Genomic DNA, 15,156 nt, shown 5'->3' on the forward strand with positions numbered 1-15,156 from the left:
GGTGCTATGAGATCGTTGACTGAGCTATTCAAGATTGGCAGCGGACCGTCCAGCTCCCATACCATGGGGCCGGAGAAAGCGGCCAGCATCTTCAAGTCGGAAAATGAAGACGCAGACCAGTTCAAGGCACTGATCTATGGTTCTCTTGCCAAAACAGGCAAAGGCCATATGACGGATAAGGCTATTATTCGGGCACTCTCACCCGTCCGGACGGAGGTTCAATTTGTTCCGCAGCCTGACTTTGATCTGTCCCATCCCAATACGATGGACTTGTTCGCTTACAAGGGCGGTCAGCAAATCAATTCCATGCGTGTTGTCAGTATCGGCGGCGGAGATATCGTGATTGAGGGGAGGGAGGAGAAGCGTGGGCCTGATGTTTACCCGGAGAACAGCTTTGCAGAGATCAGCGCCTTTTGTAAAGCGAATCATATCCGCCTAAGCGATTACATTGAGCAGCATGAAGGCATACAGATTTGGGATTTCCTTCAGGGAATCTGGGAAGCGATGAAGCGTTCGATCGACGAAGGGCTGTCTGTCACAGGCATTCTGGAGGGCGGGCTTAATGTTGAGCGCAAGGCGCAATATCTGTATCATCAGGGGACTGTGGATGAGAGCCCGGAGACGCGGGAGAACCGGATCGTCAGCGCGTACGCTTTTGCCGTGAATGAACAGAATGCGGCTGCCGGTACAGTGGTAACGGCTCCAACCTGCGGGGCCTGCGGTGTTGTGCCCGCCTCGCTCCGTTATATGCAGGAGAAGCTGCAGGTCCCGGATGAACGGATTCTCCGGGCGCTGGCCGTCGGGGGGCTCATTGGCAATCTGGTGAAGCATAACGCCTCCATCAGCGGCGCTCAGTGCGGCTGTCAGGCGGAGGTAGGCACGGCTTGCTCTATGGCAGCGGCTGCATTGGCTGAATTGTCCGGTATGGAGATCGATCAGATCGAGTATGCTGCTGAGGTTGCCATGGAGCACCACTTGGGGTTAACCTGTGATCCGATTAACGGACTGGTGCAGATCCCTTGCATTGAACGGAATGCGGTCGGTGCGATGCGGGCGATCAATGCGCTGAGTCTGGCCAAGTTCTTGTCGGGTAGCCGTAAAATATCCTTTGATCTGGTTGTACAGACGATGTATGAGACAGGCCTCGATATGAACAGCAGGTACCGTGAAACTTCAGAGGGCGGACTCGCTAAGTTCTACAACATGGGCAGTTAACTGATAATGAACGGACACAGACGAAGAACGTCCCTTTACTGCCGGTTGGCAGAAGGGGCGTTTTTTGTTTTTTTAAAATATAAGAAATTATATGTTTCACACGATAAATTATCCTTCTATTTCTCGCTGAAACGGTACCGTCCTTTAAGAGGACGGCAAAGCCGTTTCCACTTGGGAAATTATGATTTTCATCTAATGTGCTCCGCAGCACGTAACATTGTAGATAAATCCTGCAAGAAGCCATTTGACTAAAGCGCAGCCTGAATGAGAAAATGTATGCGTGTACACCGAGTAGTCTATTCAGTGAGGAGGCACCAAATGAAACAGCTACGCATTGGAATGATAGGTTATAAATTCATGGGCAAGGCCCACAGCAACGCTTACCGCAGTCTGCCAATGTTCTTCCCCAAGGCAGTTAAGCCGCAAATGTCGGTCATCTGCGGACGTAATGAGGAAGCGGTTACAGAGGCGGCAGCACAGCTTGGCTGGTCGGAGAGTGTGACCGACTGGAAGGAGCTGATCGCCCGCAGCGATATTGATCTGGTCGATATTAATGCGCCAAGCAATGCCCATAAAGAGATTGCCCTGGCGGCTGCCGCCGCAGGCAAGCATATCTTCTGCGAGAAGCCGCTGGCCCTGAATCTGGAGGATTCTCGTGAGATGCTTGCGGCTGCCGAAAAGGCGGGAATTGCGCATATGATTGGCTTCAACTACCGTTTCTCCCCGGCGGTCCGGCTGGCGAAGCGGCTGATTGAGAGCGGCCGGCTGGGCACAATCTATCATTTCCGCGCGTGGTTCCTGCAAGACTGGATTCTCGATCCGGAATTCCCGCTGGTCTGGCGTCTCCAGAAGGAGGTTGCAGGCTCAGGCTCGCATGGTGATCTGGGGGCGCATCTGATTGATCTGGCTCATTTCCTGGTCGGAGATGTAGAGGAGGTTATCGGCATGAGCGAGACCTTCGTCAAGGAGCGCCCGCTGGCAACGGAGATGACTGGACTGAGTGCCAAGGCGGGCAAGGATGCGCCGCGCGGTCCGGTAACCGTGGACGATGCCACACTGTTCCTGGCCCGCTTCAGCAGCGGTGCGCTGGGCAGCTTCGAGGCGACACGCTTCGCAGCCGGACACCGTTCGACCAATTCCTTCGAGATTAACGGCAGCCTAGGCAGTGTGAAGTTTGATTTTGAACGGATGAATGAGCTTGAGGTCTACCTGACCTCGGATGACGAGGATGTGCAGGGCTTCCGCCGGGTGCTGGCCACCGATCCGTCCCATGACTATGCGGAAGCGTGGTGGCCGCCGGGCCATACGATCGGGTTCGAGCATACCTTCATTCATGAGATGCTGGAGCTGTCGAATGCCATTGAGGAAGGGCGGCAGCCGGTGCCGAACTTCAACGACGGCGTGAAATGCCAGGCGGTGCTGGAAGCGGTCGAGCGTTCAATTGAGCAGCGGCGTTGGGTACAGATATCTGAGATGTAAGCTGAAGACAGGGAAACACCGCCGGCTGCTTGATGGCCTGCGGTGTTTTTTTGGCTGCCAGGGGGGATGGGCCTGTTAGCTGGTTGTAGTCGAAAAACCGACCACAATTGGACCGGGAGCGGCGCGCGGGCCAAATGTAGTCGGAAAACCGATCACAATTGGACCGGGAGTGGCGCACGGACGAAATGTAGTCGAAAAACCGATCACAATTGGACCGGGAGTGGCGCACGGACGGAATGTAGTCGGAAAACCGATCACAATTGGACCGGGAGCGGCGTGCGAGCCACGTAAGCCTGATGGTTGGCCGGAGCTCGCAACTTGGATTTACTCCTGCTTCCGCGCCTGGGAAGGGGTTAAGCCTTTGTACTGCTTGTAAAGCTTAGTGAAGTAATTCGGATTGTCACAGCCGACCCGGCCTGAGATCTCGGTAATCGTCAGGTCCGTCTCCAGCAGCAGCCGCTGCGCCTCATCCATTCTGCAGAAATTCACATAATCGATGAACGTCCGGCCGGTGAGCTTCTTGAAGGTTTTGCAGAAATGAAAAGGGTTCAAATTCACGAAACGGGCAGCGGCCTCAATCGACATCTTCTGATCGGCGTGGTTCTCCAGGTGCTCCAGCAGCGGCTTGAAGCGCTCCCGGTGGATCGAATGGCGTTCGCTGTGCTCCCGCTCGCTGCGTTGCCGGGCCGGGAAGGCCCGGGACATCAGGGTAAAGAACAGGTGCAGCTGATTCTTCACCACGAGCTGAAAAGCCGGCTGCTTGGCCTCCACTTCGGCAATCACACGCTCCAGCAAATGATAATACGCGGCGCATTCCGGCTGCTGGGCGGCAGGCATGACCGGGAATTGATTCAGATTATTAAGGTATGGAGCTACGAATTGCTCATGCTGGGAATCCTGGTTCCGGTCCTTGAACAGCGAGGCATGGAACACAATCGAGACATACGACAGGTCACCGCTGCACTGGCTATAGCCGACATGAAGTCCGCCGGAGGGCACCATCAGGACATCCCCCGGCCCGGCTTCATAAGGCTTGCTGTCCACATGAAAAATGGCCTGACCCTCGCGCATAATGATGATTTCGAAATGCTCATGCCAGTGCAGAAACAGGATGTTCTGCTCAGGAGATACCTCCCGGCAGTTGTTGAAGAAGAGACGGAACGGATACGTTTTCTCTTCCAGCCTTGGATATTCCTTAAGTTCCTTCGGATAGTTCATCTTTATTCAACTCCCGCAAGATTCAGCTAGTTTAGCACAAGATAAGTAGAGATTTTACGTGAAATGACAGATATACTTGGGTTGTTGATCTAACTATAAACCAATATTGGAGTGGTATACAAGATGCAAGACACCATGAGAATCGGAACGCTGGTTGGCGGCGGGGATGCGGTCAGAGTCATTCCGCAGATTATTGGACATGGATTCGAATCCTTCAGCTTAACCTTTTGGCAGACTACAGGAACTACTGATTTGGCGGAAACAGCGGCACGGGTGCGTGAACTGGCTGCGGAGCATGATTTCACGATTTCTTCAGTCGGCATATTCGGGAATCCGCTTACAGGGACAGGTGACAATTCGGATACGGTTGCCAGCTGGGAACGGCTGATCGATCATGCCCATTTGTTCGGGACGGATCTGGTCTCCGGCTTCACCGGACGTCTGCCAGGTGTATCTATAGATGAGTCGATTCCGAAGTTCGCGGAGGTGTTCGGTGAGCTGTCGAAGCGGGCGGCGGAGCGCGGGGTCAAGATCGCTTTTGAGAATTGCTCGATGGATGGGAACTGGCAGAAGGGGGACTGGAATATTGCGCATAACCCTACGGCCTGGGAGAAAATGTTCAATGCGGTGAATGCCGATAATCTCGGCCTGGAATGGGAGCCCTGCCACCAGATGGTGCAGCTGATTGACCCGATCCCGCAGCTGCGCAAATGGACGGATAAGATCTTCCATGTCCACGGTAAGGACGCCACCATCGCCTGGGATATTATCAAGGAATACGGAATCCACGGACCTCAGCCGTATGTGTGGCACCGTACGCCGGGCTTCGGGGATACGAACTGGACAGATGTGATCTCAATTCTCCGCCAAGCCGGATACAAGGGCACGATTGATATTGAAGGCTGGCATGACCCTGTATACCGTGACGATCTGGAGATGACCGGTCAGGTCCATGCACTGAATTATCTCAAAACCTGCCGGGGCGGCAGCTTCATCCCGAACCCGGTGTAATTGGAGGAAAGAGTGATGACAGCAGGATATCGTGTGGTTGTGGCGGGCTGCGGGGCTATGGCTAATGAGTGGATCAGCTATGCTCTGAAGCACGCTGATAGAATAGAGATTGTAGCGCTCGTGGATATCCGGCGGGAGTCCGCTCTGGCCATGGCAGAGAAGCACGGGCTTACTTGCCCGGTATTTACTGATGTGGAACAGGCGATTTCGGGTACGGCGGCTAATCTGGTATTTGATGTGACGGTACCCGCCAGCCATTACAGTATTGCCAGCAGTGCGCTTGAGGCCGGGTGCCATGTATTCGCAGAAAAGCCGCTGGCAGAGACGATGGAGCAGTGCAATTCAATCGTTAATATCGCTGAACGTACCGGCAGAAGCCATGCGGTGATGCAGAACCGCCGGTATGATCCGCGCATCCGCTCATTGCGGGAGCTGATAACGTCAGGGGTGATAGGGCGGACAGGCTCTATCAGCGCGAATTTCTTCCTGGCTCCGCATTTCGGCGGTTTCCGGGATGCGATGGACAGCCCGCTGCTGCTGGATATGGCGATCCACACTTTCGATCAGGCCCGCTATATCAGCGGCGCTGATCCGGTAAGCGTGTATTGCCAGGAGTTCAATCCGCCGGGATCGTGGTATGCGGGGAATGCGGCGGCGGTCTGTATTTTTGAAATGTCGGACGGCTCCGTGTTCTGCTATCAAGGCTCCTGGTGTGCGGAAGGCGCGCCTACCTCCTGGGAAGCTTCATGGCGGGTGCAGGGTGAAAAGGGAGCTGCGATCTGGGATGGACGGGATCTGCCGTATGCCGAGGTGATTAGTGCCGGGAGTGAACACTCCGGCCAGTTCCTCCATGAATATGGGCGGCTGGAAGCGCCGGAGGTACAGATGGAGGAGACCTTTCACCAGGGCTGCCTCGATGAAATGTTCCGTTCGCTGGCCGAAGGCCGTCCGGCCGAGACGGATTGCCGCGATAACCGCTACAGCATGGCCATGGTGCTGGGCGCTCTGGAGAGTGCGCGGACAGGCCGCAAGCTGAGTATTGCCGAGTTCATAGACGGCGCTGAGTTGGCGGGCGGGGAGTAAGGCGTAGGGGATTTTAGGAAGCGAAATGGAATGCGAAAAGGGGTGTCTCAAAAGCCATAAACTGGCTGCATGAGACACCCCTTGTTTTTGAGTTAGAGATACGTCAGCTCATGGTGAGGACGCTCCGCGAACGGACCGTTGTTTAAGCGGGATGCGAAGATACAATTTTTTTAACACAACTGCTTGTTGGTCTAATTATTTATCCGTCCCCAGTAACAAGTTCACAACCGTATCCAGCTGCTGCTCCAAAGAATAGGGGTCCTCCATGACAAATTCATCATGATAATTATCCCCGTATAAAAATACTTTCCCCTTCTTCACGGCAGGCACACTTTTCCATATATCACTTTCCATTGCTTGGCTCGTAATCTCAGCATCGCCATTATATACAAAGATATAATCACCTAAATATTCAGGAAGCACCTCAAGTGAGATCGATTCGAACCCCTCTTTCATATGTAAGGCACTTTCTGTTGGAGGCAGCTGCAGCATTTCGTAGATAGTGGAGGAACCATAATTTCCGCCCGTGGCTGCTAACACATATACTGTTTTTTCGGCAAACTGAACGATCGATACCGTCTCCCCTTCCTTAATGACGTTAGATACCTTTGACTTTGCTTCAACAACCTTCTGTTCGTATTCCGCAATCCAATCCTCTGCCTGCTGCTCTTTTCCGAATATCGCGGCTACGCTTCTGAATTTATCAAGTGGTCCGGCGGTTGACAACTCTTCCCAGTATGGTAGAAAAACAGTTGTGCCGATCTTCTCATATTGGTCAACGTAATCTTCGATGGAACCGATAATGAGGTCTGGCTCCAGCATGGTTAATTTCTCCAGATTCATCGGGAATTCCCCCAGATCTTCGATTCTTTCGAGTGTTTCTTGGGGAATCTCCGCCTTGTCCATCCAGCCTTCGTCGAGCATGAACGTTCTTGCCCCGACAGGGACAATGCCCAGTTTCAATAAATGGCCCATATATTGGTCTGCCGCGACTTTTACCGGCTCTGCGGGCACTTCAATGTCTCCTCTTGGAGTGGTTACGATCCGCGTCTTCGGACTTTCTTGTGTGGCAGCCGGAGTTGCCTGATTTACGTTATTGTTCCCGCTGCTTGAATCCTTCGCCGCTGTGTTCGTCCCGTTGGAGCAAGCACTGATCAGCATGGAGCCGCACAGCAGGATTGCAGCCATGGCCACAGATCTGCTTGGTTTTGATTTAAACATATGTATATCCCCTTTGTCCGTATTATGATAATGATTATCATTATTAATATACAGATCAGCACCCGTATCAGAAATAGAGGATGTGGGGATGTTTAATGGACTTTCAGCAACTTTATGCTGCTTCAGCTCCCTATTTCTATGATGAGCAGGGGATACACCCTTTCGTTTTTTATAAATCCTGCTGAAATAGTACATGTCTTTATACCCGACGCTCGACGCAATTTCCCCGACAGAAGCATTTGTTGTCATTAGAAGCTCTGATGCAAGGTCAAGCCGGTAGCGGATTAAGTAATCAATCGGACTGATGCCTGTATGCTCTTTAAATAAGGAAGACAGGTGATAAGCACTGAAATTGAACACTTCCGCAAGTGAATCTAAGGTAATAGGTTCCGCATAATGCTCCTGGATATAAGTGATTACCTGCACAGCAACAGAAGTGGTTCTGCCCTCAGTCTCATGCTCTTGCAGGCGCAATTCCTTTAATGTCAGATGAACGAACTGGTAAAAAAGTGCTTTTACATGAAGACGCTCTTCCGGCAGATCCCATTTCTGATGTATCTGCTGAATTTTATTATACAGTGAGAGAGGAGCCTTAGGGCTGAAACAATACTGCTCTTGAAAAGGATTCGCTTCATGGAGCAAGGCTTTGTAGTAAATGATATAGTAAATAAATATATCGTTCACCGGAACGATGCTTAAGGTTGCCCCTTCGCCGCAATGCAAAAGTTGAAATCCTGTACAAGCAAATTCAGCCTGGTCTGCCTGAACTTGTGCGCTTCCATGTACCGATAGCAAAAAGAGATTGGCAGGTATGATAAAAGGAGCAAGAACTTCGCCTCGCGCTAACTCCTTCTGCCGGATATCGAGCAGCTTAATTGCAGCCTGATCCCAAAGTAATAATTGATTGCTGATGTGCATGATGCGTTATTCCCCTCTATTATCTGTCTACAACTCATTTTAAATGATAACCATTATCAATGACAGTCTGAATAATATTTGCTAAATTGAAAGTCACATAACTCCATATCCTCCTCACATCGCTGCATTCCAGATCTGCGTAATGAAGCTTAGAATAAATACCAGATAGTGGATGTAACGAACAAGGAGTGATCTTGATGGATGAACAGTTAAAAGTGGTGATTGGGAGCGGCGGAAGCCGGCATAACCAGGGGTGGCTGCATACTGAGGAGAGGGAGCTTAATCTTTTGCAAGAAGAAGAGTGGACTGTCAGGTTCAAGAAAAGCTCTATACTAGCCATCCTTGCGGAGCATGTCTGGGAGCATCTGACGTATGAGGAGGGGATACAGGCGGCACGAACCTGCTATTCGTATCTGGCACCTGGCGGGTATATCCGCTGTGCAGTGCCGGATGGGTATTTCCCGGATGAAACTTATCAAAGAATAGTACAGATCGGGGGACCGGGTCCCCTGGACCATCCGGCGGCGTCCCACCGTATCGTACATAATTACAATACTCTGCGAGGCATGTTCACGGCGGCTGGCTTTGAGGTCAGACTGCTGGAATATTGCGATGAATCGGGGCATTTTCATTATAACCACTGGGATGAGGAGGGAGGATTTATCTACCGTTCCAGACGCTTTGACCACCGCAATACAGAGGAAAGATTAGGTTTTGTCTCGCTGATTGTGGATGCCGTTAAGCGATAACACATAACATCTCCTCCTGACAAAAAGGCTGATCCCCGCAGCACAATTCGCTACGCTAAGATCAGCCTGTTCTTCATTTAGCCCGCCCGGGCTAGAAGCCCCGGTACTGCGGCTCTTCCTTTTCCAGCTCAGTTACGCGTCCTTCCACCTGCTGGACAATCTGCTGAGTCTGCTCGGCGGCATTGGTAAACAGGGTCTTGGCTTCTTCATTTTGCGTTTCCATGGCGAATTGCTCCAGACTGGCCTGGGCGCTTTTCAGCGAAGCTACGCAGGTCTTGACTTGTGAGGCGACAGTCATCAGGTGTTCCCTCCTCCATAACATAGAAATGGATCATCATCCACGGATTCTAGTATCTGCATTCCCGCAGCTCATATTCTGGAAAAACACTCCAGCCTCATCAAAGCATAATCAACCGGCACAAAAACTTTTGGTTAATTCACCCCTGGTTTGACAAATACTGAAGCAGAATGCCTGAGCACACAGAGCATGAAATATCACAATACAGGGGGTTATTCGAATGCCTGAAGCGCTGGAGGTTGTCTTGCGGACCTTGTTTTCTGTGGTCGTAATGTTTTTTCTAACCAAGATACTCGGTAAACGGCAGGTTTCGCAGCTGTCATTTTTTGAATATATTACGGGAATTACGGTGGGGAGCCTCGCGGCGTATATCTCGCTGGATACGGATAAGACCTGGCATCTGGGCCTGATTGCCTTAGGCGTCTGGGTTGCCTGCTCGCTGGGAATCGAATATCTGCAGATCAAGAGTAAGAAGGCCCGGGATTTCATTGACTTCAAATCGACGGTGCTGATTAAGGACGGCAAGATTCTGGAGAATAATATGAAAAAAGAGCGACTGAGCGTCGACGAGCTGCTGGAGGAATTGCGCAAAAAGGATGTCTTCAAGGTGGCCGATGTGGAGTTTGCGATTATGGAATCGGATGGTGCGATTAATGTGCTTTTGACCAAGGAGAATCAGCCCTTCACTCCTAAGGACCTGGGGATAAAGGTCGCTCCGGAGAAGGAGACGCTCGCAGTAATTATGGATGGTGAGATTCTGGATGAGCCGCTGGATACGCTGAATCTGTCCCGGAAGTGGCTGCAGACCGAGCTGGAAAAGCTGAATCTGACTGTAAAGGATGTCTTCCTCGGGCAGGTAGACTCTTACGGTGAGCTTACCGTGGATCTCTATGCCGACAATGTGAAGGTGCCACAGCCGCAGGATAAGCCTCAGCTGTATGCGCTGCTGAAGAAATGCGAAGCCGATCTGGAGCTGTTCGGTCTGTCCACCAAGAACAAAGCGGCGAAGCAGATGTACGGAAATTGTTCAGAGCAATTGCAGGAGCTGCTGCAGAAGCTGAAGCCTTTTATCCAGAATTGACAGCAGTTGTGACCAAGCGGACAACAGGGGGAGATTTTCCATTCGGGCGCTGTAGAGGTATACTATAATCGATTTCATAGGATCTATTTCACGTATAGGGAGGATGCTGCCGATTATGGACTATGTGAAGCTGGGGACGACCGGACTGGATGTATCACGGATCTGCCTGGGGTGTATGAGCTATGGTGTGCCGGAGCGCGGAACCCATCCCTGGTCGCTGAATGAGCAGGAGAGCCGGCCGTTTATCCGCAAAGCGCTGGAGGTGGGCATTAATTTCTTCGACACAGCTAATATCTATTCGGATGGGACCAGTGAAGAGATTGTCGGACGGGCCCTCAAGGAGTTCGCCTCCCGTGACGAGATTGTGCTAGCCACCAAGGTGCATGGACGCATGCGTCCCGGCCCTAATGGCGGCGGCCTGTCGCGTAAAGCCATCCTGAGCGAAATCGATCACAGCCTGAAGCGGCTGGGCACAGATTATGTGGACCTGTATCAGATTCACCGCTGGGACCCGGCCACTCCGGTTGAGGAGACGATGGAAGCCCTGCATGATGTGGTAAAAGCAGGCAAAGCCCGCTATATCGGTGCTTCTTCCATGCCTGCGTGGCAATTCCTTAAGGCACTGCATACCGCAGAGCGCCATGGCTGGACCCGGTTCGTATCGATGCAGAACTACGTAAATCTGCTGTACCGGGAGGAGGAACGGGAGATGCTGCCGCTATGTGAAGCGGAAGGGATCGGCGTAATTCCGTGGAGCCCGCTGGCCCGTGGCCGGCTGACCCGGGACTGGCAGGAGACGAGCACCCGTTCAGAGAGTGATCAGTTCGGCAAGCTGTTGTATGCACAGACGGAGGAAGCGGACCGGCTGGTGGCCCTGCGGCTGAAGGAGATTGCGGAGCAGCGGGAGATTCCCCGTGCACAGGTGGCACTAGCTTGGGTGCTGCAGAAGAAGCCCGTCACAGCGCCGATAGTCGGAGCAACCCGGATGAGCCATCTGGAGGATGCTGCCGCAGCGGTATCGGTTACCCTCACTGATGAGGAGATCCGCCGGCTTGAGGAGCCTTACGTGCCTCATCCGGTGATGGGCTTTTAGCACTGGTATTATATGATAATTTGAGTTGTTGAGTTGAACAGGAGCCGGAGGACGGCTCCTTATTTGTGCGTTCTATATAAGGTGAACTAAAAAAATTAACAAAAAAGCAAAAGAAGCGGAGGGGAAATTTGGAACTGGAAGAGCGGTAGCGTCCGCCTTTGTCAACCGATTTCAACCGCGAAGAGCGGATAAAATCAAAGAAATCGGGTGACAACAGCGGCTGGAAGTCCAAATGTTCACCGCAGTGACGACCATGCTTCAGGTTCAAAGCCTCAGTGAGTCTTATATAGCTATTATATAATGTAGACGCTTTCTGGTATGATTAGCTTATATGTACATACCTTTTTTTGGAATAGGATGGTGTTATTATTCATGAAACTTCAAGAAGCAACCGCTCTAATTGAATCGATTCGAAGTAATCTGGCACAAGTGATTGTCGGCAAAGAGGGCGGCGTGAACCTGCTGCTGACCGCCTTGCTGGCGAATGGTCATGTGCTGCTGGAGGATGTGCCCGGCACTGGAAAGACGCTGCTCGCCAAAACATTGGCCCGTTCCCTGGACTGCACGTTCAAGCGGATTCAGTTCACGCCCGACCTGCTGCCGTCCGACTTAAGCGGCATCAATTACTATAATCAGAAGACCGGCGAATTTCAGTTCCGCCCCGGGCCGGTATTTGCCAGTATTCTGCTTGCGGATGAGATCAACCGGGCTACGCCGCGCACCCAGTCGAGTCTGCTGGAGTGTATGGAGGAGCGGCAGATTACGATTGACGGCGTGACGCATGAGCTGGAGCGGCCGTTCCTGGTTATTGCTACGCAGAATCCGGTGGACAGCCAGGGGACCTTTCCGCTGCCGGAAGCGCAGCTGGACCGGTTCCTCATGCGGATTACCAGCGGGTATCCGACATTTGAGGAAGGGGTACATATCCTCCAGAGATTCCGTCAAAATAACCCGCTGGAGGATACCGCTGCGGTGGCCACGGCCCGGCAGATTCAGGACATTCAACGTCTGGCTGCGGAGGTTGCTGTCAGTGACGAGCTGCTCGCTTACATGATGCGCGTAGTCGAGGCTACCCGTACCTCCCCGGCGGTCCGGCTGGGAGCGAGTCCCCGGGCAGCCTTCGCCCTGCTGCGCGCCTCGCAGGGATATGCACTGATCCAGGGCAGAAGCTACTGTATCCCGGATGATATCAAAGAGGTTGCGGTTCCTGTTCTGGCACACCGGCTGATTCTTCAGCGCGGTCCCGGAGTCCGTGAAGGCCAGTCGGCAGAGGTAGTGCTTCAGGTGCTGCGTGAAATCGAGGTGCCTGCTGAGCCTGCGGTCCTGTCCAGAGGCGGAAGGGTGGAGTGATCCATGTCACTGCCGTGGTTCATTGCAAGCACGTTCATTCTGTTGGTCCTGATCTCGCTGATCTATGACCGGAATGCGCTGAAGAAGGTCAGCTATACCCGTTACTTCTCTGCCAAAGCGGTGTACGCCGGAGAACAGGTAGAGATGGTTGAGGAGATTATGAACAAGAAGCTGCTGCCGCTGCCATGGCTGCGGCTGGAATCCAGCATAGCCAAGGGGCTTGAATTCGGTAACCAGGAGAATCTGGGCATCAGCAGCGGAGAGATTTCACAGAATCATGTCAGTCTGTTCTTCCTGAGGTCATTCCGCCATATCAAGCGTCGCCATAATATCACTTGCAGGGAGCGGGGCCTTTTCGTCCTGGAGACGGCAACCATGACTACCGGCGATCTGTTCGGACTGAGCCGCAGCGCCAAGACCTTCCCGCTTCATCTGGAGCTGCTGGTCTACCCCGGACTGCTGCGTTTCCATGACCTTCCGCTGCCGGTCCACAGCTGGCTTGGAGAGCTGCTGGTCAAGCGCTGGATTGTCGAAGATCCGTTCCTGACCGCCGGTACAAGAGAATACAGCGCCGGGGATTCCCTGGCCAGCATTAACTGGAAGGCGACAGCCCGGACGGGAAGTATGCAGGTGCATAAGAAGGATTACACCGCCGATTCCCGGCTGGTCATCTGCCTGAATGTGGAGACCAGTGAGTCCATGTGGAGAACGGTTACCGATGTGCAGCGCATAGAGCTGGGTATCCGCTATGCGGCAACTGTAGCCGAGTATGCAATCAGCCACGGAATTGAGGTCCGGCTGCTCAGCAATGGAAGACTGGACGGAAGCGGGGCGAGAGATTCGGTGGACACTTGGTCCATAGCCCATACCGAGGAGTTCCTTGGTCTGCTGGCCAGACTGAATCTGGACCGGACCGTGCCGATGAGCAGGCTGATGGAGATTGAAGGGGACAAGGGGGAGGGAGATATGGATTATCTGATCATTACCTGCCACCGGGGGGCAGAGCTGCAGCTGGCAGCCTCAGGGTTAAGCTTCCTCGGGAACGGTGTAGAGTGGCTGGATATTCCGGCAGAAGGGGGCGGTGAATGATGACTTCCCGAATCCCGGATGCTGTCAAAGAAAACTTCGCCATATGGATGTCAGCCCTCATCGAATGGCTGCTGCTGCTCCCGGTATGGCTGGTGCTCCAGACTTATTTCCAGCCGGAGGCCGAGGCGCTGCGCTGGATCTATCTGCTGCCGGTCCTGGCCGCAGCTGGTGTACTGCTGCGGAAGCTATGCAACCGCCGCTGGAAGCAGCTGCTGGCTGCACTGGTTCTCGGAGTTATAGCAGCTGCACTAACCGGTACGCTGACACTTATAGGTCTGCCGCTGGCAGCCGGAGCGGCAGTATCCGCCTTCCTTGGCATGACAGCAGCTACAAGGGCGAACCGGCTGTGGCTGTATATCAGCGGGATTATACTTTATTTTGTTGCTTCTATTGTCTTCTCGCGTGTACCCGGTCTCCAGCCGAGTGCAGCGGTGCTCACCTGGAGCGGCAGCTTGTGTCTGATCCTGGCACTGCTGGCTACGAATAGCACCCACCTGCGTTATAGCTCCTTGAACGGAGGTGCAGGAAATCTGCCTCAAGGCCTGCGGCGGCATAACAGGATGTTCGTGGGCGGTTTCATTATACTGGCAGCACTGCTTGCAGCGGGGGGCGGCAAGGCGGCAGGAATGCTGCTATGGAATATGACACGGGCATTCTTCGCCTGGCTCAGCCGGTTATCCTCCGGTTCTGAGGAGACACCGCCAGCAGAAGCACCGCCTGAGACCATCCCTTCCATGCCTGCTGCGGAGCCGGGTGAACCGGGCCTGCTGTCGATGATTCTAAATATAGGCTTCTATATTCTGGGAGCGGCAGCCATTCTTGCGGTACTGTATTTTATCCTGCGTTGGTTATACAGAAATACAGGCGGTATCCTGCGCAGAGCGATGGACAGGCTGTTGTCCCTGCTGCGCAGGGAGACGCCAGCAGTTTCGGGGTATCAGGATGAGGAGACCAGCCTCTTCAACTGGGAGCAGACTGTTCAGGACTTCCGGCAGTACGTGCGTTCCAAGCTGACACCAGCCAGCCGCCGGGACCGCTGGGAGGGGATGGACGGAAGCCGCGAACGCATCCGTTGGCTCTACCGGCACTGGCTGCGGGCCAGACATGCGGAAGGGTATGAGGTGAAGCCCTACCTGACTCCGCAGGAGACAGCTGCGGATGTAGCTGCCTGGTCGCAAGGCCAGAAGCGTACGAACAAGCACCCTCGCAGCGGTCAACCCATTCAAGACCGGCTGCTCGGTCTATATAATAAGGCCCGTTACACCGAGGAGGAGCTGCCTGAACTAACTGCCGCTGAGGTGGCAGCGCTTAAGGAGCAGTTGAAGCTGTAGCTGAATCATCTCATTCAGCG

The 15,156-nt window shown here is 53.3% G+C and carries 13 protein-coding genes; 10 read left to right on the top strand and 3 right to left on the bottom strand.

Features of this window, described 5'->3' with window-relative positions; all coding sequences use genetic code 11:
- Positions 1-6 precede the first annotated feature (6 nt).
- Together MKX63_RS27280 and MKX63_RS27285 are read left to right on the top strand one after the other, a co-directional pair.
- Positions 7-1,215: an L-serine ammonia-lyase gene (locus tag MKX63_RS27280; protein WP_341021608.1), complete on the top strand. Its 1,209-nt coding sequence runs from the start codon at positions 7-9 to the stop codon at positions 1,213-1,215.
- Positions 1,216-1,533: 318 nt separating this feature from the next.
- On the top strand, positions 1,534-2,694 hold the full coding sequence (locus MKX63_RS27285) for a Gfo/Idh/MocA family protein (protein ID WP_341021609.1): 1,161 nt from the start codon (positions 1,534-1,536) through the stop codon (positions 2,692-2,694).
- A gap of 324 nt (positions 2,695-3,018) precedes the next feature.
- Here MKX63_RS27285 and MKX63_RS27290 read toward each other — a convergent pair whose 3' ends face one another.
- Positions 3,019-3,912, bottom strand: coding sequence for a helix-turn-helix transcriptional regulator (locus MKX63_RS27290; protein ID WP_341021610.1), 894 nt, complete (start codon positions 3,910-3,912; stop codon positions 3,019-3,021).
- Between the two features lie 123 nt (positions 3,913-4,035).
- Between MKX63_RS27290 and MKX63_RS27295 the strand changes: the two genes are divergently transcribed.
- Positions 4,036-4,923: a sugar phosphate isomerase/epimerase family protein gene (locus MKX63_RS27295; RefSeq protein WP_341021611.1), complete on the top strand. Its 888-nt coding sequence runs from the start codon at positions 4,036-4,038 to the stop codon at positions 4,921-4,923.
- Between the two features lie 15 nt (positions 4,924-4,938).
- Positions 4,939-6,006, top strand: a complete 1,068-nt coding sequence (locus MKX63_RS27300; protein WP_341021612.1) for a Gfo/Idh/MocA family protein — start codon at positions 4,939-4,941, stop codon at positions 6,004-6,006.
- 195 nt (positions 6,007-6,201) lie between these two features.
- Here the strand turns inward: MKX63_RS27300 and MKX63_RS27305 are convergent, their stop codons facing one another.
- Positions 6,202-8,145: an AraC family transcriptional regulator gene (locus tag MKX63_RS27305; protein WP_341021613.1), complete on the bottom strand. Its 1,944-nt coding sequence runs from the start codon at positions 8,143-8,145 to the stop codon at positions 6,202-6,204.
- A gap of 197 nt (positions 8,146-8,342) precedes the next feature.
- On the opposite strand from MKX63_RS27305, the gene MKX63_RS27310 reads away from it, so the two are divergent.
- Positions 8,343-8,894 (top strand): class I SAM-dependent methyltransferase, encoded by a 552-nt coding sequence (locus tag MKX63_RS27310; RefSeq protein WP_341021614.1) that lies wholly within the window; start codon positions 8,343-8,345, stop codon positions 8,892-8,894.
- Positions 8,895-8,985: 91 nt separating this feature from the next.
- Here MKX63_RS27310 and MKX63_RS27315 read toward each other — a convergent pair whose 3' ends face one another.
- Complete coding sequence (locus tag MKX63_RS27315) at positions 8,986-9,192, bottom strand: DUF1657 domain-containing protein (protein WP_036728736.1); 207 nt, start codon at positions 9,190-9,192, stop codon at positions 8,986-8,988.
- Between the two features lie 220 nt (positions 9,193-9,412).
- On the opposite strand from MKX63_RS27315, the gene MKX63_RS27320 reads away from it, so the two are divergent.
- The 5 genes from MKX63_RS27320 (at position 9,413) to MKX63_RS27340 (ending at position 15,136) form a co-directional block, all read left to right on the top strand.
- Positions 9,413-10,273, top strand: a complete 861-nt coding sequence (locus MKX63_RS27320) for a DUF421 domain-containing protein (RefSeq protein ID WP_341021615.1) — start codon at positions 9,413-9,415, stop codon at positions 10,271-10,273.
- A 115-nt stretch (positions 10,274-10,388) separates the two neighbouring features.
- A complete protein-coding gene (locus MKX63_RS27325; RefSeq protein ID WP_341023308.1) occupies positions 10,389-11,366 on the top strand; it encodes an aldo/keto reductase in 978 nt (325 codons plus the stop codon).
- Positions 11,367-11,738: 372 nt separating this feature from the next.
- A complete protein-coding gene (locus MKX63_RS27330) occupies positions 11,739-12,716 on the top strand; it encodes an AAA family ATPase (protein WP_341021616.1) in 978 nt (325 codons plus the stop codon).
- Between the two features lie 3 nt (positions 12,717-12,719).
- Positions 12,720-13,805 carry a DUF58 domain-containing protein gene (locus MKX63_RS27335; protein WP_341021617.1) on the top strand — a complete coding sequence of 362 codons (1,086 nt, stop codon included), beginning with the start codon at positions 12,720-12,722 and terminating at the stop codon, positions 13,803-13,805.
- Positions 13,802-15,136 (top strand): hypothetical protein, encoded by a 1,335-nt coding sequence (locus MKX63_RS27340; protein WP_341021619.1) that lies wholly within the window; start codon positions 13,802-13,804, stop codon positions 15,134-15,136. Before MKX63_RS27335 ends, MKX63_RS27340 begins: the two co-directional genes overlap by 4 nt.
- The last annotated feature ends 20 nt before the right edge of the window (positions 15,137-15,156 follow it).

It is taken from the genome of Paenibacillus sp. FSL R7-0179 (genome assembly GCF_038002265.1).
Classification (GTDB): Bacteria; Bacillota; Bacilli; order Paenibacillales; family Paenibacillaceae; genus Paenibacillus_AQ.